20 protein-coding genes and 2 pseudogenes are annotated in these 19003 nt (G+C 68.3%); 13 read left to right on the plus strand and 9 right to left on the minus strand.

Annotated features, from left to right (window positions below; genetic code table 11):
- Positions 1-20: 20 nt before the first annotated feature.
- A complete protein-coding gene (locus ACIBAG_RS21775; RefSeq protein ID WP_399107158.1) occupies positions 21-596 on the minus strand; it encodes a hypothetical protein in 576 nt (191 codons plus the stop codon).
- A 102-nt stretch (positions 597-698) separates the two neighbouring features.
- Here ACIBAG_RS21775 and ACIBAG_RS21780 point away from each other — a divergent pair, with 102 nt between their 5' ends.
- The gene (locus tag ACIBAG_RS21780) at positions 699-1730 is read left to right on the plus strand and encodes a hypothetical protein (protein ID WP_399107159.1); all 1032 of its coding nucleotides are present in this window, start codon (positions 699-701) and stop codon (positions 1728-1730) included.
- A 31-nt stretch (positions 1731-1761) separates the two neighbouring features.
- On the opposite strand, the gene ACIBAG_RS21785 is transcribed toward ACIBAG_RS21780, so the two are convergent.
- Together ACIBAG_RS21785 and ACIBAG_RS21790 are read right to left on the minus strand one after the other, a co-directional pair.
- Positions 1762-2313: a GNAT family N-acetyltransferase gene (locus ACIBAG_RS21785; RefSeq protein WP_399107160.1), complete on the minus strand. Its 552-nt coding sequence runs from the start codon at positions 2311-2313 to the stop codon at positions 1762-1764.
- Complete coding sequence (locus tag ACIBAG_RS21790; protein ID WP_399107161.1) at positions 2310-3590, minus strand: hypothetical protein; 1281 nt, start codon at positions 3588-3590, stop codon at positions 2310-2312. Before ACIBAG_RS21790 ends, ACIBAG_RS21785 begins: the two co-directional genes overlap by 4 nt.
- Positions 3591-3760: 170 nt before the next feature.
- On the opposite strand from ACIBAG_RS21790, the gene ACIBAG_RS21795 reads away from it, so the two are divergent.
- The 5 genes and pseudogenes from ACIBAG_RS21795 to ACIBAG_RS21815 form a co-directional block, all read left to right on the plus strand.
- Positions 3761-4252: a hypothetical protein gene (locus ACIBAG_RS21795; RefSeq protein ID WP_399107162.1), complete on the plus strand. Its 492-nt coding sequence runs from the start codon at positions 3761-3763 to the stop codon at positions 4250-4252.
- 411 nt (positions 4253-4663) lie between these two features.
- The gene (locus ACIBAG_RS21800) at positions 4664-4918 is read left to right on the plus strand and encodes a hypothetical protein (protein ID WP_399107163.1); all 255 of its coding nucleotides are present in this window, start codon (positions 4664-4666) and stop codon (positions 4916-4918) included.
- 91 nt (positions 4919-5009) lie between these two features.
- Complete coding sequence (locus ACIBAG_RS21805; protein WP_399107164.1) at positions 5010-5381, plus strand: hypothetical protein; 372 nt, start codon at positions 5010-5012, stop codon at positions 5379-5381.
- Positions 5382-5411: 30 nt separating this feature from the next.
- Positions 5412-5573, plus strand: a pseudogene (locus tag ACIBAG_RS21810) (VOC family protein); the annotation flags it as partial.
- Between the two features lie 71 nt (positions 5574-5644).
- Positions 5645-5768: pseudogene (locus ACIBAG_RS21815) on the plus strand (IS481 family transposase); the annotation flags it as partial.
- Positions 5769-5808: 40 nt separating this feature from the next.
- Here ACIBAG_RS21815 and ACIBAG_RS21820 read toward each other — a convergent pair.
- Together ACIBAG_RS21820 and ACIBAG_RS21825 are read right to left on the minus strand one after the other, a co-directional pair.
- On the minus strand, positions 5809-6390 hold the full coding sequence (locus ACIBAG_RS21820; RefSeq protein WP_399107165.1) for a dihydrofolate reductase family protein: 582 nt from the start codon (positions 6388-6390) through the stop codon (positions 5809-5811).
- Between the two features lie 66 nt (positions 6391-6456).
- On the minus strand, positions 6457-7293 hold the full coding sequence (locus tag ACIBAG_RS21825) for a helix-turn-helix domain-containing protein (RefSeq protein WP_399107166.1): 837 nt from the start codon (positions 7291-7293) through the stop codon (positions 6457-6459).
- Positions 7294-8090: 797 nt separating this feature from the next.
- On the opposite strand from ACIBAG_RS21825, the gene ACIBAG_RS21830 reads away from it, so the two are divergent.
- The 5 genes from ACIBAG_RS21830 (at position 8091) to ACIBAG_RS21850 (ending at position 12169) form a co-directional block, all read left to right on the plus strand.
- Complete coding sequence (locus ACIBAG_RS21830; protein WP_399107167.1) at positions 8091-9290, plus strand: hypothetical protein; 1200 nt, start codon at positions 8091-8093, stop codon at positions 9288-9290.
- On the plus strand, positions 9287-10003 hold the full coding sequence (locus ACIBAG_RS21835) for a hypothetical protein (RefSeq protein ID WP_399107168.1): 717 nt from the start codon (positions 9287-9289) through the stop codon (positions 10001-10003). The genes ACIBAG_RS21830 and ACIBAG_RS21835 overlap by 4 nt, the downstream gene beginning before the upstream one ends.
- Positions 10004-10415: 412 nt before the next feature.
- A complete protein-coding gene (locus ACIBAG_RS21840; protein ID WP_399107169.1) occupies positions 10416-10661 on the plus strand; it encodes a hypothetical protein in 246 nt (81 codons plus the stop codon).
- Between the two features lie 211 nt (positions 10662-10872).
- Entirely contained in the window at positions 10873-11628 is a 756-nt protein-coding gene (locus ACIBAG_RS21845) for a hypothetical protein (RefSeq protein WP_399107170.1), read from the plus strand.
- Between the two features lie 334 nt (positions 11629-11962).
- The gene (locus ACIBAG_RS21850) at positions 11963-12169 is read left to right on the plus strand and encodes a hypothetical protein (RefSeq protein ID WP_399107171.1); all 207 of its coding nucleotides are present in this window, start codon (positions 11963-11965) and stop codon (positions 12167-12169) included.
- 178 nt (positions 12170-12347) lie between these two features.
- On the opposite strand, the gene ACIBAG_RS21855 is transcribed toward ACIBAG_RS21850, so the two are convergent.
- Together ACIBAG_RS21855 and ACIBAG_RS21860 are read right to left on the minus strand one after the other, a co-directional pair.
- Positions 12348-13883, minus strand: a complete 1536-nt coding sequence (locus tag ACIBAG_RS21855; protein WP_399107172.1) for a hypothetical protein — start codon at positions 13881-13883, stop codon at positions 12348-12350.
- A 325-nt stretch (positions 13884-14208) separates the two neighbouring features.
- Positions 14209-16062, minus strand: a complete 1854-nt coding sequence (locus tag ACIBAG_RS21860) for a sigma-70 family RNA polymerase sigma factor (RefSeq protein WP_399107173.1) — start codon at positions 16060-16062, stop codon at positions 14209-14211.
- A 207-nt stretch (positions 16063-16269) separates the two neighbouring features.
- Here ACIBAG_RS21860 and ACIBAG_RS21865 point away from each other — a divergent pair, with 207 nt between their 5' ends.
- The gene (locus tag ACIBAG_RS21865) at positions 16270-16689 is read left to right on the plus strand and encodes an SsgA family sporulation/cell division regulator (RefSeq protein ID WP_399107174.1); all 420 of its coding nucleotides are present in this window, start codon (positions 16270-16272) and stop codon (positions 16687-16689) included.
- Between the two features lie 3 nt (positions 16690-16692).
- Here the strand turns inward: ACIBAG_RS21865 and ACIBAG_RS21870 are convergent, their stop codons facing one another.
- Positions 16693-17160 carry an Lrp/AsnC family transcriptional regulator gene (locus tag ACIBAG_RS21870; protein WP_399107175.1) on the minus strand — a complete coding sequence of 156 codons (468 nt, stop codon included), beginning with the start codon at positions 17158-17160 and terminating at the stop codon, positions 16693-16695.
- 108 nt (positions 17161-17268) lie between these two features.
- Between ACIBAG_RS21870 and ACIBAG_RS21875 the strand changes: the two genes are divergently transcribed.
- A complete protein-coding gene (locus tag ACIBAG_RS21875) occupies positions 17269-18141 on the plus strand; it encodes a class I SAM-dependent methyltransferase (protein WP_399107176.1) in 873 nt (290 codons plus the stop codon).
- A gap of 85 nt (positions 18142-18226) precedes the next feature.
- Here the strand turns inward: ACIBAG_RS21875 and ACIBAG_RS21880 are convergent, their stop codons facing one another.
- Positions 18227-18997, minus strand: a complete 771-nt coding sequence (locus ACIBAG_RS21880; protein ID WP_399107177.1) for a PE-PPE domain-containing protein — start codon at positions 18995-18997, stop codon at positions 18227-18229.
- Positions 18998-19003: the final 6 nt, after the last annotated feature.

Below are 19003 nucleotides of genomic sequence, written 5' to 3' on the forward strand. Positions count from 1 at the left end.
GTTCTACCAGGAAAGCAGCGTTAACTAACCGACTGCATAGGGTCGCGAATTATCTCTCCGGCCCTCTGAAGGAAGGTGGCATAGGCCTCGGTCATGCCACCCCTTTCCTCGTCATAGTTCGACCATTCCGGGATGCGCCCTTCGGAAGTTGCCCGCTCCACTTGAAGCAGTGCGCTGACCGCCGCAACCGCCTTCCGCGTCAAGGCGTATGCCAGCGCCCTTGCCTCATCTGGGCCCCACAACGCCAAGAGGCTTGTCTTGTCTTGCAGGGCAAGCGCAGCGCGCCGCAGTTCATCTCTAGTTGCTACGTCAAGTGGGACTGCGCCCCTGACCTCAGGCGTGATGCGCGCGAGCACTTCATCAAGAGCTGTGTAGGCCGCGAGGAGAGAAGCAATGGACTGGTATCGCTGGCTACGCACCCACTGCCAGTGCTCCGCCGCAGCTTGCCCCTGAACCTGGGTGAGCGCAGCCTCAACCGCCTTGCGCCCACCGGCCTTTGCTCCCCGCTCCGCATACCTCCCCGCGATCACAGCCCCGATGACTGCTGCCATGAGACCGATGCCACCAGCTATGACCGTCGCCGTCGCGTCACCCATGGCGCCATCCTCACCTGCGCTGTGCACTCATCACAACGTCATCGCAAGGAACCTGCGTCAGATCTGTCACTCTGTGCCCACTGAAACCACTAGTCTCGGATCATGACGACCCACGCTTCCGGGTTTCGCCCCGGCCAGATCCTCACACGCGCAGAAATACATCCTGTACTCGGCGGCGCCGGCTACGCCGGAATCTGCCCAGCAGTTGAGAAGAAGAACATCATCATCTTCTCTGACAGCAAGGTCGGCGAGCGCTTCGGATACCGCGACGGATGGCTCGCCGAGGATGACGACATCGGCCCAATATTCACCTATACCGGCGCTGGGAAGCGCGGCGATCAAGCCTTAGAAGGCGGCAACAAGTCGATCCTGGAGCACGTCGACAAGGGTCGCACCCTGCACCTATTTATCGCCGTGGGCAAGGTTCCTGGCAGCGACACCCGGACACACATATACATAGGGGAATTCAAGCTCGACGAGCGCAAGTCGTTCGAAATTCGGGAGGCCAGGGATGAACTAGGCGCAGATCGCAATGTAATCGTCTTTCGCCTGCGCCCCACCGGCCCGCACATCCGACGTGAAGAAGACACTCTCCCGCGCGCCACGAATGCCCGCTCACGGTTCAACCGCACCGCGGCCAAGCTCACCCGCACCTATCGACGCCAGAGGCGACAGCAGACGCAACTGTCTGACGCCGACCGAGTTGCCGCTGCTCGCGATGACTTGGCGGATACCTTCGAAGAGAGCTCCCTCGCTGCAGGAGAAACGATCGGCCAGCTTGAGGTGTCGATGCGTGATGCAACGGCTCAACTCATGGTCGAGCTCTACAACCCAGCGAACAACACGGTCTATGAGCCGACAGGGAGTGCAGCCAACGAGTCGATCGCCGAGGCAATGACTCAACTCCTGATAGCTCGCCACTACTTACGAAACATCGCTCACAGCCAACCGCTCCACCTGATGGTTCTCACCCCCGAGCTTCCCCGCGAGGATCTCCGTAACCTGCTGGCCGAACACGGGATTGGCGTGGTGTATCGCAACGAGAGCGGAGGCTTCTCTGAGTTCGAGGCAAGCACCACCTCAGGCAGCGCCTCTCGAGCCTTCCGCTGCTTGGATTGCCCCGTGCCCGCCTAGAGCCTGAGGCGTCCGTTCGGCATCTCCAGTCTCAGCCAGCTTCGCGCCGGAGGATCAACGCGTCATACAACGGGGCATCAGGGAACGGCACCACCTCGCCAAACCACTCGTACCCCCACGCCTCGTACAGCACCCGAACTTTGGGATGGTTCCGCTCGACCAGCAGCGTGACGCGTTCCTCCGGGCGGTCACGCAGCAACTCGTCGTGAATCTGGCGAGCCACGCCCGCGCCGCGCATCTTCTCGATGACCATGAGCTCCGAGAGCGCGAAGGTTCGGGTGCCTGTCTCTGTTGCGTCGCCGTTGGGCACTGGAGTGCGCAGGCCGTTCCACCATCGTGTCGTCGGCTGAAGTGTGCAGCCGTACGCGTAGCCGACAGGAGTGTCGTCGACGTAGCCCACGACTGCGGCGAACCCGGGTACTTCGGTGTTCCAGCCGAGCCGTTCGTCGAACCGCTCGACGCTGTGGAAATCCTCGCTCAACCTGTCCGCATAGATCTCCGCGTAGACGTCGAGAAGCTGCTGTCGGATGTCGCCGAGACCGGCCGCATCCCGTCGTTCCAGCCGCAACCCTTCCACTCTCATGCTCCCGTCTGTCGAGTCAGTTCCAGGAAGTCTGCAGCTGCCGGAACATGCGCGAATCGCTGGAGGTGCTGCCGCAGGTCACCAAGCTTGTCTTGGATGCGCTCGCTCTGAACGCGCCCTGCTATGGCGGCGGCTCGGCAGGCTTGATTAGCGGCGTGCTCGATCTCCTCGCCGTCGAGGAGTGCCTGAGCATGTTGGATCGTGTAGTAGACCCGGTTGCGTTCAAAGCGCGGCTCAAGCATCTGGAGTGCGGAGGCGGTGAGTTGTTCGGCTCGTCGGTGTTGTCCGAGGGCCTGGTGCGCTGCGCCCGCTAAACCCGTCAGCTCTGCAGGGGTGAGAAACGACAGCCAGGCTGCGGGCTGCCCTTGGGTTCGCTCGTAGGCGGTCTCGGCTCGGGCGAGGGAGCGCTGGGCACGCGCGCGGTCTCCGGTCCTTGCGTGGCCCACAGCCTGGCGGCAGTGGAGCAGCGCCATCAGCCATGGGTCGCTCTTCGCATGGCGTGTTTCGACGGCCGCGCGACCGATACGCAGGGCCTCCTTGTCGCGGTTGAGGAGGCGGGCCTGCATCGCAAGGTTGGACCAGACCCGGGCCTGCAGCATCCCGTCCTTGGAGAGCATGCCGGCCTGCAGGGCATCGTTGTACAGCGCAGTCGCGTCTCGCTGTCGTCCCGCGTCGTATGCGAACCATCCGGCAGAGGCCGCCAGATCCCCCATTGCTGAGTACAGGAGACGCTCAACACGCTCCCCATAGGTGCAGTGGTTGAGGGCGCTCTGCACGCGGCGAAGCGCTTCGGTCGCCGCGTCGTGCAGGGCGCCGCCGCCCAAGGAGTGGTCGTACTTGTACAGCGTAGGAATGATGGCCCGAATTCGCTCGATATCGCTGGTGCCGAGGCGGCCGACCGAGGGAATGCGGTCCAGGCCGAGCGTTGCAACAAGTCCGACCGCAATGAACTCCCTGCGTGGCATGACGTGTCGGGCATGTTGATCTCTCGCAAGCGTCGGCCTACGAGGTGGAGGCGGAACGGGTGAAGACTGGCGCGGCTTGAATCCCATGTCCTCCGGGCTTCGCCCGAAGATGTGCTGAAGGGGCAGAAGGTACCGCTGCCAGGGCCACTGCACATCGCCTGCGATCCATCGGCGCACATGGCGGTCGGTGCAGTTGGCGGGCCTGCCCAACAGCTCCTCCGCTGCCCTGTTCACTTCTTGCGCAAGTTGTTCGTGGGTGTAGCCGAACTCAGCTAACAGGCCTTCGAGCTGGGTGTTTCTCCTGTTGCCCACTGCCTCCCCCTCGCACGCGTGGTCCCTCGACGGTAGTCCTACCGGCGTCCGTCGCTGGATAAAACTGTCCGGACGGCGGCGAGTAACTCCCCAAGATCTGTCCTGATGGCCGGTAGGTCACCTCCGGTTTCCTCGTGGATGTGAACAGCGCACTCGACCGAGGAGCTACGGTGCTGACGCCGACCGACATGGACAGACTGATCTCCGAGTGGCTCGCCCAGGCAAACCCGGCACCACAACAGGCGTTCACGGAATGGACAGACCAGGGCGTCGCCTTACTCCCACTCGGCAAGTTGTTCGCCGCGATCCGCATCCCCGGTGACCTCGTGTACGCCGCTGTCGGCGGCGAGGAGTCAGAGCAGGTTGCCGACATCCTGAGGATGTGGCTGCGCGGCCCCGTCATCCACGACCACCGAAGCATGGGACCGACGTACTACGCCCTCATCCAGTGGCATGCCGGCCTTGTCTGGGACTACGGCGAGGTTGCGCCATGTCTGCACGGCGACACGTATCTGGGAGTGCCGCGTATCGACCGGCGTGAGCCTCCAGGCACCTACTGGGCGGTTCCGCCGCGCTTTGAGGGCAACCTGTGCAGACCTCAAGCGGTACGCGAGCTGATCGACGCCGGACGTCGGCAACTCGCCTTGCCCGCCTCGGCTTGACGCCGTTGCCGCCGGCCCCCGCCGCCACGAGCCGTCGCTCGTCGCGTGGCAGGCCACGAAATCCCCCTCCCCGAGCACACGACTGGCATTCGGCACTCCGGGAGAGGGCTACCCGAAGGTCCTCCAACTGTGAGGTGAAACCGTGCACTGCACAACCCTGTTCGGCCTGGCCCGGCACCTGATCCCGACGCCGCCCGTCAGCGGCCCTGTCGCCCAGGAGGTCGCGCGATGACAACCGCTGTCGCCCCCGACACCCGCTCCGGCCGTTCCCTGGTCACCGACGCCGACTTCGAGATGCTCACCGCGTTCTGCGCCGACGAATAGGGCCTGGAGCGGTGCATCGCCGACCGAGTGATCGACCAAGCGCTCGCCTTGGTCCACGTGATGGGAACGACGGGCGAGGGAGCGTCCATGGCACCCTCCCAGCTGGTCGACCCCGGCTGGCACACGCTCATCCTGCACACCGGCTGGTACGCCGACTGGTGTCAGCAGCACTTCGGTTACTTCCTGCACCACCAGCCCAACTCCAAGGTCCGCACCCGCGGCCTGATGACGGACGTCGTCGCCAAGATCCGGGCCGCCGGCTTCGAGGTCGACGACCGCCTGTGGGGCACCGCCGCCGACTGCAACCCACCCGCCTGCTGCGGCGACGGCCCCTGCTGCTGAATCGGCCTCCCAGATCTCCCCCTGCAGGGCGGGTCGGCCTTCAGCGGGCCGACCCGCCCCACGCGCCCTGCGCCAGAACGGAACCCGCCCCGTGCCACTCACCGCGCTGACCGGGACCAGCCGCGTGACCGTCTTCCCCCTCGAAAACCTCACGGTCGCCTATACGACGCAGTCCACCGACCGGCGTGGCCTGGGTGACATCGCCCTCGTCACCGTCGTCGACGCACAGAGCGACGGAGAAGAATTGTGGAAGCTGGCCGCGGAACTCGGCGGCCGTACCGCCGACCAGGACCGGGCTCGGTGGATCCTCACCCAGGCAAGCCGTGCCCGAATGGTCAACGCCTATACGAACCTGTCCGACGCATCTTGGAAAGCGCACGTACGTCGACGCTTCGAACTCGACGCCCTCTTCGCGAACCACGACGTCCTCATGACCGGCCGGATCGACCCGGGGGTGCTGTGAGCAAGTGTGCTGCCTCTGCGAGCACTTGGCCTGGCCATCGACAGTGGGCCCGACGAGGTCAACGCGATCTTCAAGCAGTGGCAGTCGAAGGGCGTCACGATCCTGCAGGAGCCTTACGATGCGGGGTTCGGACTGACCTTCCTCGCAGCCGATCCTGACGGGAACCGTATCCGCGTCGCACCGCAGGACTGAAAGGCCGTAATGCGGCAGGCGCGCACGACAGGTGGCGCGCCTGCCGCCGTCTGATTTCGAGAGGACTACGAGTGCCCCACGCGAATGCGCCCCTGAGCGTCGAGGGCCGTAGGCGGCTCGTGAAGCGGTACCAGACACGTCCCATCGCCCACGTCGCCGCTGAGCTGGGTATGTCGCGCATGCGCCGGCAAGTGGTAAATCGTCGGCGGCTTCTTCGCGTACTCGCTCAGATCGGTCAACGGCGCACCCGATAACGCAGGTGAAGCACCCGGTTGCCCTGAATCACCACGTCAGGATCCTCCAACAGGTGCTGCGCGTCGACCGACCCGAAGTAGCGCTTGCCGGACCCGAACACGACGGGTACGACGTCCATGCGCACCTCGTCGACCAGACCCGCGGCAAGCACCTGGCCACCGACGTCGCCGGCGGCGACCTCGACCAGGCGGTCACCCGCAAGCTCCTGCGCCTTGGCCACGGCTGCCTCGACGCCGTCGACGAAGTGAAACGGCGCCTCGGGGTCCCAGCCCTCGGGCATCGGCCGGTGCGTCACGACGACCACGTGGTCGATCCCGCTCGGAGGCTTTCCGTCCCAGCCGTCCGTGATGTCGAAGACGTGGCGGCCGGCGATTGTCGCCCCGATCTGGTCCCAGTACGGCCGCGTGTAGTCGTAGGACGTCTGTGACACCTTCAGCTCGCCGCTCTCGTCCAACGGCACGTCACCGCTGAGCAACCAGTCGAACAGCGGTCCGGGCTGGTCGTTCTCGTCCGCGATGAAGCCGTCGACCGACACCGAGCTGTACATGACCACTTTGCCCACGAGGCTCTCCTCTGCTTTGGGGTGCGCCCAAGCTAGCGTGTCGTGAGCTGTCGCTCTTGTAAGAAATCAATCGGCCGGCAGCGGCCAGCTGTCCAACACGTGGCCGGGATGTTCGCGCAGGAACCGCCGCCGGACTTCGACGTACCGGGTCGGCGTGAACCCGGTGAACGCCCGGAACTCGTGGCCGAAGTGGGCCTGGTCGAAGTAGCCTGCGCTACCGGCGAGGTCGGCCCAGTCGATCGGTTCGGCGAAGTTGATCGCGAACACGGTGGCGGCGAAGCGGTAGGTGCGGGCCAGCCGCTTCGGCGTGACGCCGATGAGCTCCTTGAACCGCTGTGCCAGATGAGTGCTGCTGACACCGGCTGCCATGCTCAGGTCGCCGATCGCCACCGCCCCCCTGGTCGCCGCGATGGTGCTGCTCGTACAGCGGACCAGCCCCAGGCCGGCGGTCTCGCACAGCCGTCGCATCAGCTCCTCCTCGAGCAGCGTCAGCATCTCCTGCGGCCGGTCCGCCGTGGCCAGCCGGTCTCGCAGCTCAGCGATGGCGGGCCGCCCCCAAACCTGCTCTATGGTCACCGGCCGGTCTCGCAGCTCGGCCGCGGGCATCGGCAGGAACGGCGCCAGCCCCCACGGCTTGAAGTGCACGCCGACGGACCGGGTCCGGAGCGGGTAGCCGAACTCCCACGCGCGGGTGGGCATGGTGACCACGCAGCCGTCGGCGTACTCGGCCGCCTCGATGTCGGTGCCGGCGCGGATGCGGAACGGCGCCCCGAGGTTGACGATGAGCAATGCCGACGGCGGCGGCAGCGTCAGCCGGGCGTACGGCGGCGCACCCTCCAGGTAGTAGAGGTCGTCGATCAGCCCGTCCAGGGGCGGTCGCGGCACTCTGGACACGTACTCCATGCCCACAGCATCGCCGATGCCCCGCCGACATCGCGCGAAGGAAGGGTCCAGCCGCGCTGCCGCCGGCATCGAGCCGGCGCCGATCCCGGCCGAGCGCCCGGCCGCGGACATTTGCGTGGGTCGAACACGTCCGGCGGGATGCGGAGTTCGTCGGTTGCGTAGGCGCCGGACGGAGAATGTGGGAGGTCAGGTAGGGCGAGAGCTGGGCCAGATCTCAGCGGTCACCTGCCGTCCCTCGGCAACCAGCTGCCGGATGACCTCCCGGAACGCCTTGTAGTTCTGGTTTTTGCGCGAGTTCGACGACGATCGGCGCATCAGCGTCACCGACGACACTTCGCATTGCGAAGAGCCGGACATCTGTTATCTGACGCGTGTTCAGGCGCGGAATTGCCTCTGCTGGACTGTGACTTCTGGCTCTTCGACTTCAAGATTCTCACCGCCCGTGGGCGTGTACGTCACCCATGACCGGGCCGAGGTCCTCGCCTGCATCCGTTCAACACTTCACCCGGTACCGGCTACGAACGGGTCTTCGACCACTTTTCCGGGCGCACGTGTGCGGGGAGCTCGGTGAGAGAGTCGCTCGTCTAATGGGCTGACTTTTTCAGGTCCGTCACTGACTGGTTGTCAGCAGTTTCTGAACGCGGAAACAGCCGCCACCTCTCGTGATCTGGGCCACACAGGGCGCTCGTAAGTTCCTGATATGTTCACGGCGACCAAACACCCGGAAGGATGCCTTCCGGTTATCTCTGTGCATTCGCACAAGGGGGAAAACCGAAATGTTCGCGAGGAAACTCGCTGTGCTCACCTTGGGCGCCTGCGCTGTCGCGGGCCTCGTCAATGTGCCTGTTTCGCAGGCGGCGACGGGGGATCCGGTGGCCTTCACCGGGGAGATCGATTCGGAGATACCGCTGGACAGGGCGCTGTTCACGCTGCGTGCCGATCTTCCTGCCACGCAGACGGCCGACCTTGCCGACGGTGAGGAGGTCGAGATGCTGAAGCTGCCCACCGCGGGGATCAGCACCAGTGGCAAGACGTTCAGCGTCGCGGTCGATCCGGACGATGTGCCTGCCCGCTACGTCGGGTCCAACGGCCTGGTGTCGCTGGAGCTGGAGATCTACGACCCGACGACCGACAGCTACGCGTGGACCACGCAGTCCGTGCGTCTCGTCGGCGAGGCAGGCGCAGGGGTCGCCCAGACCGCCCGGTCCGCGTCGGCCAAGAGCTGGGCGAACCCGCTCGCCGGCGGGCAGGCCGGGGCCGTTCGCTCCGCCATGAGCGGGGCGCCGAAAGTCACGGTGCGCCTGGACAAGGCTCCCAAGGGCGTGAAGAACGCCTTCGTCTCCCGTGCCGACACCTGCCGTACGACGAAGATCGGGCAGAACGACGCCTGGGCCACCATCGGCGAGGGCTACCCGGCGGCCCCCGGCTACGGCACCACGCGCGGCAAGGCATGGATGACCCATCGAAACGGTGCCGAGGTCACATACGGCGCGGCGATCAGCAAGGACGGGCACAAGTGGTCCGCGTCCGGCAGCGCCGCGGTGGCCAACACCAAGAGCTTCGACTTCACGTGGGATCCCGACAGCCACCCGATGATGTCGTACCGGACCGAGGTTCGTTACTACAAGTACCAGTACGACTGCGGTGGCGTGATCATCAACCGGAAGCTGAAGGCAGTGTCGGAGACCGGCGGTGTGAAGACCGTCCGCGCAACCTCCGGCCTTCCGCCGCGCTGGCTGTCCCGCACGAAGTGCACGTTCGACATGCCCGCCGGAACGTGGACCAAGACCACCGGCAAGACCTACTCCAACTCCGGCGGCGTGAAGATCAGCACCGTGATCGGTATCGAGCTGAGCACCGCTCGGGCCTACACCACAGGCTCCACGCTCAGCTACAAGATGGACGCGGGGCACGACTCCCTGTGCGGCAACACGGACAAGCCGAACTACGCGTCCAAGGTGCAGCAGTACTACAACCGCATTCAAGAGGAACTGTGACCAGCGGTACGAGGAGTGAGGAGGCCGCCGAGCCCGCGCGGCGGTCCCTCCGCCCACGCAACGGACGCAAGGGAAGAGTCACGCTGATCCTGACCGCCGCGGCGGCAGCGCTGGCTCTTGTGGCCGGTTGGCTCTACTACAACGACAACTCTCGCGTGGAACACATCAACGGCGAGGGTCCGCTTCAGTCCGACACCGCCCAGGGCACCACGTCGGTGTACGCGCCGAAAGACGTGCCGTGGGCAGTGACCTTCGGCAGTTATCTGCTCTGCTCGACCAGCGGTGAGCCGATCGTTCTCGACGGCGTCCGCTACGACACCGCGGTCGAGCCGCGGTCCGTCTCCGTCAAGCTGCGGACGGTCACCCCGCAGATGTGGAAGGCCGACGTCGACGCGGGCTACATCGGCGCCGCGCTCGGTGAACCCCCGCATTTCCAGAACCGGAAGGCGCCTGGCCGTTACGCGGACGTCCGCGCCGGCAGCCGAATCACGCAGAGCTGCGCCGAACAGGACCGGGAAGGGGCCGGGTACACCGAGCTGTTGTTCGTCCTGGACGTCGGTGAGCAGGGTGGGTTCATCGATGCCGCGTGGATCGACTACCACGTGGGCGGGAAGCCGTACACGCTGCGGCTGGACTGGAAGATGGTCGCCTGCGGGGCGAAGGTTCCGCGCACGGTCGACGGGACCGTCGTGTGTGACGGGGAGCAGGCATAGCGGCGCCGACGAGATTCGGGCGCGGTCAACTCCGCTTCGATCGCGGACGACTCGCGTCTTGTTGATCAACAGTGAACCACCGTTGTCGGCACGGTTGTTGAGTGCCGCTTCGATTCGGCGGTGGTTCTCTTCTCGGTTTGCGGCTCGGCGAGTGCGATGCGGCTGTGGTGTAACCGTCTTGATGGCGTGCGCCGAATCGCTTTCCTTTCCCCTGTGCCGGTGGGCAGCCCGTCGTGGCGCGGGGGTGGGACTGTGATTTCGGTTCGTGCTGCGGGAGGAGTACGTAACCGGTTCGGCCCACGGCCCCGGATGGCGGCTCCGATGAGCGGTGTGGGAGATATCGGCATAGCCTCCGAAATGAGCGCGATGTGGATCTTTGGTGGTGCGCGCTCTACTCAACTAAGGAGGAGAAATGCGTAAGCTTCAGAAGGCCGCTGTCGCGGCCGCCATGATCGGTGGTCTGACCCTCATAGCCAGCGGCACCGCCACCGCCCAGCCGTCGGGTGGCCACGGCCACGGAGGCGGTCACTGCAAGTCTCACGACTTCAACATCGACATCCTCGGCCAGGTCGGCATCCTCAACGGCCTTCTGGGCAATGCGCTCAACGGCGAGGGCAATGCCGGTGGGCAAGTCACCGATTTCGGCGGCACCTGCTGAGACCGATCAACAGGAATTGTGTGAGGTAGCTCGCCGATATGGGTCTCGGCGCCCGGGTCTTCGACTCGGGCGCCGGGCCCTGTCTTCGTTTGCGGGCGGACAACCAAAGTTGCAGGTGCCGTAGACCATCGGCCGATGACAGTGGGCGGGGGCCTGCCTGGAGAATTGGCGCCGGAAGCCGAGACGGCAAGCGTAGGCCGGAAGCATGGGCATGGGGGACATGAGGGGTACGGGGGATCTTTCGGGGCAGGGCCGCAGGGAGGGCCGTCCGTCGGCCGGTGCGTCGCAGCACGACGCCGCCGTCGTGATCGCGGAGTCGGCCTGGGTTCTGGTGCTCTTCTGGGTTGGGTGCGGGGCCGTGGTCGGCGGGCTGGCCCCGCTGCTCGCGGACTGGCTCGTGACTCTGCCCTGGGCGCCCTTGGACGGGCCGGCCGAGTTGCTGAACTCCATCCCGGAGCCGGGGCGCACCATCGGGGCCCTTGGAGTGGGGGTGCTGCTGGGGCTGGCCGTCGGGTTCATCGTGGTGCATGAGTCGTTGGCGGTCAGCGTCTCCCGTGGTCGCGTGGTTCTCACCGTCAGGGACACCTCGCAGGAGTTCGGGTGCGATGAGGTCGGCCTGGTGGTACGGGACGGGAAGCAGCTCGTGCTGCTCGGTCCGGACGGTATGGAGATCGCGCGGGAGGACTGTCATCTGACGTGGCAGCGGCTTTCCGACGCCTTCGTCGGGCATGGGTATCGCTGGGCGGGCGAGGATCCGCACCGGGAGGAGTTCCGGCGCTGGGTTCCCGGGATGCCTGGGCTGCCCGAAGGGGCGGACGCGCTGCTCAGGGCTCGTGCGGCGGCGCGGGAGAAGGATGCAGGCGGCGAGGACGCCCGGGAGCTGCGCGGGGAGCTGCTGCGGCTCGGTGTCGTCGTACGGGATGAGAAGAAGCGGCAGTACTGGCGTATGCATCGGCGGCCGTCCTGACGTTGCTCCGGATCCGCTCTCCTGATTGCTCCGGTTAGCTGACGGCAAGGAAGCTGACAGGCCAGCAGCTGACGTGTCGATACCTGACATGTCGACACCTGATGGAGTGGCACCTGACGGAGGGGCACATGACGGGCCGAAGCCTGTCGTCCCTCTGCGGGGGGCAGGTGACGCCTCCTCTCACCTGTTCGGTCGAGCAGGTCGTCGGTGGTCTCGCGGTCTCCCCCGAGCTCGACCTGCCGCTTGCCGGGTCCCGCCTGGAGCGAGGTGCGGTTCGAGGAACTGTTGTGCGGGCTGAGAGGATTGCGCGGACCTGAAAGAAGGGGGGACGGGCATGTTCGAGCTTGTCGTTCTGTCGTGCGTTCTCGCGCTCGTCGTGGGCGGGTGTGTCTGCGTCGTGTGGGCGGCGCGGGGCGGGCCGCGCTGGGTGCGAGGGGTGGCCGCTGTGACCATCGGACTCGGCCAGGTGGTGCGCGCGCTGGCGCGTTCGAGTCGCTCGTCGAGGTCGGGCTCGGGGTCGAACTCGGACGGGGACGGCTGACGACGCGGAACTCCGCAACCTGCGGCTGCCCCTTCCGGCTCTTCGGCACGTAGGCCGCGGGCCGCGGGCCGCGGGCCGCGCCGAGAAGGAGACGTTCCTCGGGGCGGCCCGCGTGGACCTTGCCTGTGGTGGTGCGCGGAGGTCCGCGGCGGCCGTCAGCGGGCCGCCGTGCCTCGGGTCAGCCGGTCGTCTTCGCGGGGCTCGTTGTCGCCGATCCCTCTCCGGCCGACAGCAGCCACTCTCGATGCAGTGCGCCCAACGGGATCTTCTTCTGGAGTACGGGCGTGCCGAAGATGGTCAATTGGAGCTGGAGTGAGCCGGTCAGGTCCACTCCGCCGTAGAGGGCGTAGGCGCCGGTCGCTGTTCCGGTGCCGTCGGCGGAGCCCTCGGCCGACGCGTCCGCGTGGGCGCGGACATAGGGGGCGAGGTCGGCGGTGACGCCCACCGTGCCGTAGAGGCCGACGGTGGCCTCGGCGCCCAAAGCCGCCTTGACGTCACCGGCCGCCGTGACGCGGGCCTTCAGCGGCTCGCCCGTCATGTCGGACTCGCTGACCGGGGTCCAGCCCTCGGCCCAGGAGAAGGTACCGCCGACGCGGAAGTCGCCCTTGAGGTCCTGTTCGACGTCGACGGTGACCCGGCCGTCCGCGTTCACCTGGATGTAGCAGGTCAGGTCCAGATTTACGACGACGGGGACGGGGCCTACCTGGATCACCGGGTCGGCGTGGAGCTCGGCGAACGGGATGCGGATCGGCTGTCCCTCGGTCGAGCCTGCCGCGCGGCCCTTCAGGGACCACTGGGAGGCCCAGTCGCCGGACAGGCCCAGGAAGGCGGCTCCCGGCGATGAGCCCGTGCCGCCCGCACCGTCGTATGAGAACGCGACCTCGGGGGCCAGCTGGACGAAGCCCTGCACGGACGCCGACGCCGACGCCGGGGAACCCTCGGCCGTGGCGATCGCCGCGCCCACGTCGATACGCAGGCTGCCGAGCGGGAGCTTCGCGCCCTCGGGGCCGAAGCGGACGTCGCCCGCCTTGGCCCAGGAGACCTTCACTCCCTGGACGAGCGGCTCGACCTCCATGGCCGACGGGTCCACGGGCACGGTGCCCTGGGCCCTGCTCTCGCCGAGGACGGAGTTGAGCTTCGCCGGTTCGGTCGTGACGGTCGTGTCGCCGTCCGCCGTGGTGCCCACCACCTGGGTGACCTCGGCCAGTACGCCGTCGGGGGCACCGGGGGCGGGAGCGCTGGCGATGATGTCGCCGACGGCCACCGACGGGTGCTTCGACGGGTCGCCCGCGGGGCCGTCCGAGGGACCGCCCGAGGGACCGCCCGAGGGACCGTCCGACGCGCCGGGTGAGGGAGTCGGCGAAGGGGCCGTGGTCGGGTTCGCGGCCGAGGGCTCGACCGAGGGTGCGACCGAGGGCGCCTTTATGACGGCCCGTCCGCTCTTCCGGTCGTACGAGGCGACCTTGAGGGAGGACTTTCTCGCCGTTGCTCTCTCAGCTCCGTCGGCCACCGCCGTGGGGGTGGCCGTACCGGAGGGAGCCGACACGACGGCGAGTTGTTCCTGGACCACGGCGGTCCCTGACGGCTCGGCCGCCGTCGCCGCCGGTGTTCCGGTGGGGGTGGTCGGGGGGCTGGTGGAGCAGCCGGTGGACAGCAGGGCCGCGATGGCTACTGCCGGCAGTAAGGCATGGCTCTTGAGCCTGGGTCGGTGCACGCTTGTTCCTCGGGAGCGGTGTATGGGGGTGCGCTGCATGAGGTGACAGGTGGGGAGCAGGCGTGCTGCGGCGCGCGGGCGGGCGTATCGGGGCATGCCGAGGTCAGCCTTCGAGGCTTTCAAGGTGTGCTGGTACGGCCGGTCCCGCGCTGTGCGCAGACGGTGGTTACCCCCCAGTAGTCATGCATGAGCATGCCAGCACCGCCTGCACAGCATCCGCTTTCTTTGTCGCGTGATCCCGGTGACGTGAGTCACACCGATGTCCATCAGGGACACGCGGTGGAGGCAGGGCCGGGCGGGTGATTTTTCCGCCCGGTCTCTGGGGTCAGTTGCCGCAGCCGTGTCCCGGATCTCCCGGTGTGGGCTGCGGGGCCGGGGCGGGGACGGGTGCGGGGTCGGGGGTTGGTGCGGGGTCGGGAGCGGGTGCCGGGTCGGGAGCGGGTGCCGGGTCCGGGGCGGGTGCCGGGTCCGGGGCGGGTGCCGGGTCCGGGGCGGGCTCGGGCGTGCCCGGCGCCTCCTCAACCGGCGTCGGTTCTGCGGGAGTTGAGGTCGGCGGTTCGGGCGTCGTGTTCCCCTGGCCCGGCTCCTCCTGTCCGGGCTCCTCCTGCCCCGGCTCCTCGTACCCGGGATTCTCCGGCGTGGGCTCCCCCGGCTGTTCGCCCACCGGATCGGCCGGCGCTGGCGCAGGCGCTGGAACCGGCACAGGCGCAGGCACAGGTCCAGGCGCAGGCGCGGACGGTGACGGCTCATCACCTCCCGGCGCCGGCTCCTCCTGCGAGGGCGGCTCGACAGCCGGAGGCTCAGGCGCCGGCTCGGCGACGGGCGGTACGGGCTCGTTGACGTCGGGCGTCTCCACCTCCGCCTGCGCGTCCGCCCCCGCGTCCGCGCCCGTCTCCACCTCCGCCACCGGCCCGCTCACCGCCGTATCAGAACCCGGGGCATCGGCAGCGAAAGCCTCATCGCCGACCCCGTCGACCCCGTCGCCCGCGCCGCCCCCCTCACCAGCACCGCCGTCCATCCCGCGCGGCCCGTCCTGCTTCGCCCGGGCCTCCACCGCGGCCACGTCCCCCGGCTCCCCCGGCCCGCCCGGAGCCTGCGCCGCCGCGACAGGACCCTCCGACGGCCGTGCGGCCACCGGCGACTCCGCGAGCGGTACGCGCGGTGAAAGCGGCGTCGCAGAGGGGTCGTTCACGCCCAGCGCGATCATCATCGCGAGGGCCGCGCCGGCGACCGTCGCGCCCGCCGCGATCGCCGTCGGCACCTTCGCGCCGCCCCCGCCGGTCACCGCCTGGCGGGCCGTGTGCAGCGCGCTGCCCAGCTGGCCGCCCAGGGTGGTCGTGGCGGCGGCGGACCCGGCGACGAAGGGCAGCAGGAGCTTGCCCGCGCCGCCGACGGCGAAGACCAGCAGGGCCGGGCCGACCAGTGCGGGCAGGCGGTCGTTGGCGCGCATGAGCACCGCGAGCCGGCCGCGGCAGTCGTCGCAGGCGTCCACGTGGGCGAGCAGGCGTTCCGACTGGCGGGGCGTCGCACTGCCGCGCACGTACGCCGGCATGCGCACCCAGTGGACCTCGCAGGCGGGGTCGTCGGGGGCGCCGGTCTGGTTGCGCAGGAAGGCCTGGCGCATGCCCTCGCGGGCCCGGTGCAGGAGTACGGCCGTCGCTCCCTGCTTGGCGCCGATGCGCCGGCCGACCGTCTCCAGCGGCTGCCCCTCGGCCTCCGCGAGCCACAGGGCCTGCACCCAGCGCTCGGGGAGTTGGCCCAGTACGCGCACCAACAGGTCGACGGAGGAGACCTGTTCGGCCGGGTCCGCCGAGTCCTCCGCGTGCGCGGCGATCTCCGTGCGCTCGGCGGAGCTCGGGTCGTGCGGGGTCTCGCGCGCCTCGCCCACGGCCGACGCCGCCAGATGCCGCACCGTCGTCATCAGGTACGCCGGCACGTTCTCGATCTCGTGCCCCTCCGACAGCCGCCGCCAGACACGGAAGTGCGCCTCGGCGACGAGGTCCTCGGCGGCCCAGGAGTTGTTGCGCGTGAGCGAGCGAGCGAAGGCGACCAGGCGCGGCTGCTGTTCCTCGTAGATACGGGCGTACGAGGCAGTGGCAGACGCACTCACGGAAGCGGTCGCGGACGCGGACGCGGGAGGTGACGCCTGGGCGGGCACCTTGGGGAAACCGTCGGACATGGCAGGAACGCTCCAGTTGCCTGCGGGGCTGATGGGACTGGTGGGGCTGAGGGGGCCGAGCGAGTTTGTCAGCGTAGATGACTAAAATCTCAACTAAATGGTTCGAGTGAGTTAGATCACAGGCAGTGGGTTCCGGTTCGGCGTAATCGGAGGGGGCGCCGCCGGGTCGAGAACACACGTTGTCCCCTGTACTGGAGAAGACCGACCATGCGCCTCAGCACCCTCGAACAGCCCGTCCGCGCCCGCCTCGTCACCCCCGGCTACGCGGAGCTGCCGGTACGCCCCACCCTGCGTTACGCCGCCGCCGAGCCCTTCGCCGTGCACATCGGCTTCCCCGCCCACGTCTCTGACGACGGGCTGGGGGTCACATGGACCTTCGCCCGCTCACTCCTGGCGGAGGGGCTCGACGGCGCGGCCGCCGGGATCGGGGACGTCCGGATCGTGCCGTGCGGGCGGTCCCGTACGGTCGTGGAGTTCCACGCGCCGCACGGCATGGCCGCGGTGCGGTTCGGTACGGCCCCTCTCCGGCGGTTTCTGCAACGGTCGTACGCCGTCGTCGAGCCGGGGAGAGAGGACCTCGGACCGGAACTGGACCACGGCCTCACGTCCCTACTGGGCGGAGTCTGAGGCTCAGTCGGCCTCCGCGTTCATCGGTGCCAGTACGCGCGTCCCCGACTGCCGGTAGATCACCGAGCTGCGGAAGCTCACCACCTCGCGGCGGGCGCTGAAGCGGTCCATGAGGAAGGCGTGCAGGTGCTCGATGTCCGGGACGGCCACATGGACGAGGAAGTCGTCGTCGCCGGAGACCACGAAGACCGAGACGACCTCGGGGAGTTGGGTCAGATAGCTCTCGAAGTCGTAGATCACCTCCCGGCTGAGCGGGCGCAGTCGGGCGAAGACCAGCGCCTGGAGCGAGCGGCCCAGCAGGCGTGGCTGTACGGCCGCGTGGTAGCCGGTGATCACGCCGCGGGCGCGCAGGGCGCGGACCCGTTCCAGGCAGGTGGAGGGTGCGATGCCGATCCTGCGGGCGAGTTCGCGGTTGGTGAGCCGCGCATCGCGCTGGAGATGGGTGAGGATCGCCGAATCAATGTCGTCCATGGCCGTCATCTTTCCCAGGGCGCCGAATTTAGTTCGGGTCGGCCGCTCAACTCCCGTACCACGTCCTACATTTCCCTCGTCCTCCGGACCGAAGGGAGCCATCGCCCCATGACGACCGCCACCGCTGCCACTGCCACCGCCACCGAAGCTGCCGCTGCCGCTGCCGCTGTCGGGCTGTCCGTGGACCAGGCCGTCCACCACTACGACCGCTTCCTAGCCGAGCACTACACCTGGATGCTCGGCGGCGATCTAGACGCGCTCGCCGCCGTGCAGCGTGCCTCCCTGTCGGCGTGGGGCGTGACCGCGGAGTCGGCGGCCGGGCCGGCGGGCGGGGCGCTCGCCGTGGATCTGGGGTGCGGGCCGGGGCACGCCAGCCTCGCGCTGGCCGGGCTGGGCTTCGACTCCGTCCTCGCGGTCGACCTGAGCCGACCGTTGCTGGACGAACTCGCCGCACACGCCGCCGACTTGCCCGGGGTACGGCCCGTGCGGGCGGATGTGCGGACGGCTCTGCGGGAGCTGGTGCGGCCGGGGTCGGCGGCAGCCGTCGTATGTCTGGGGGACACGTTGACGCATCTGCCGACGCGCGGTGACGTGGCCGCGCTCTTCGCCGATGCCGCCGCCGCGCTGGCGCCCGGCGGGACGGCCGTGTTCGGCTACCGCGACCTGACCGTTCCGCTCACCGGCACCGACCGCTTCCTCCCGGTCCGGGCCACCGAGGACCGGATCATGACCTGCTTCCTGGAGTACCCGGACGACTACAACGACTACACGGTCGTCGTGCACGACCTGATCCACACCCGGGACCGTACCGACGCCGACTGGACTCTCACCGCCCACAGTTACCGCAAACTGCGGCTCTCCCACGCCTGGGTGCTGGAGCAACTCCGCATCGCCGGGCTGCGCGTCCGGCAGGAGGAGAGCGGGCCCGGGGGCATGCGGACGGTCGTACTCGAACGGGCCAGCGCGCGGCCGGGGGCGTGACGACAGCCGGCCACGGTCGGCGAAAGCCCAGGCCGGAAGGCATACGGCTGCCGTCCGGCCTGGGCTTTCTCATGTCACGGGAAGGTCAGGCGTCGTACCAGTAGACGCCGTTGAGGCCGTCCTGGGCGATGGTCTTGGCCATGACGTTGCCGTCCAGCGCGTAGCGCCGGTGGACGTCGGTGAGGAAGAAGTCGAGGGCGGCCACGGGCGTCGTGGCGTCGCAGGCGAGGTCACCGCGGATGCAGAAGCGGGCGACCGGGATGCCCGGGAACTCCCTCGGGCCGGGCCCGGTGGAGGTGAAGCCGAGGGCGCCCAGGCCCTGGGGGACCTTGGCCCACATGCCGGTGTCGGGCTGCTTCGGGTCGGCGTACAGCTTGCCGTCGACCTGCTCGCGCGGGATGTCGGTGCCGCCGTTCGCGATCGTCTCCAGTACGGCGTCGGCGGCCTGTGCGCCCTGGGAGTAGCCGACGATCGTCAGACGTGCGGCGGGGTCCTTGCGGTGGGTCTCCTCGGCGGCGGCCAGGAGGTTCCGGTAGCCCTGCGCGACGCTGCTGTCGTAGCTCGGCGCGGTGAGGTCCGGCGCGTTCTGGCCGTTGAGCCAGGGGCCGGCGCTGGCCGGGTAGCAGACCGGGACGACCTCGGCGCCCGGCTCCAGGTACTGGTTGGCGTAGCCGTAGGTCTTGGTGCAGTGGGGCGCGGGCAGCGCGGAGCCGGTGCCGCCGATCTCGATGTAGTAGTGGCGCGGGGCGTCGTCGGCCTGCGCGGCGGTGGGTGTGAGTGCGGCGACGGCGGCCGTCATCGCCGCCGTGAGGGCGACGGTCTTGGCGCGGCGCAGGAGTCGGTTCTTGTACGGCATGGGTGT

The organism is Streptomyces sp. NPDC051243, assembly GCF_044455405.1.
Classification (GTDB): domain Bacteria; phylum Actinomycetota; class Actinomycetes; order Streptomycetales; family Streptomycetaceae; genus Streptomyces.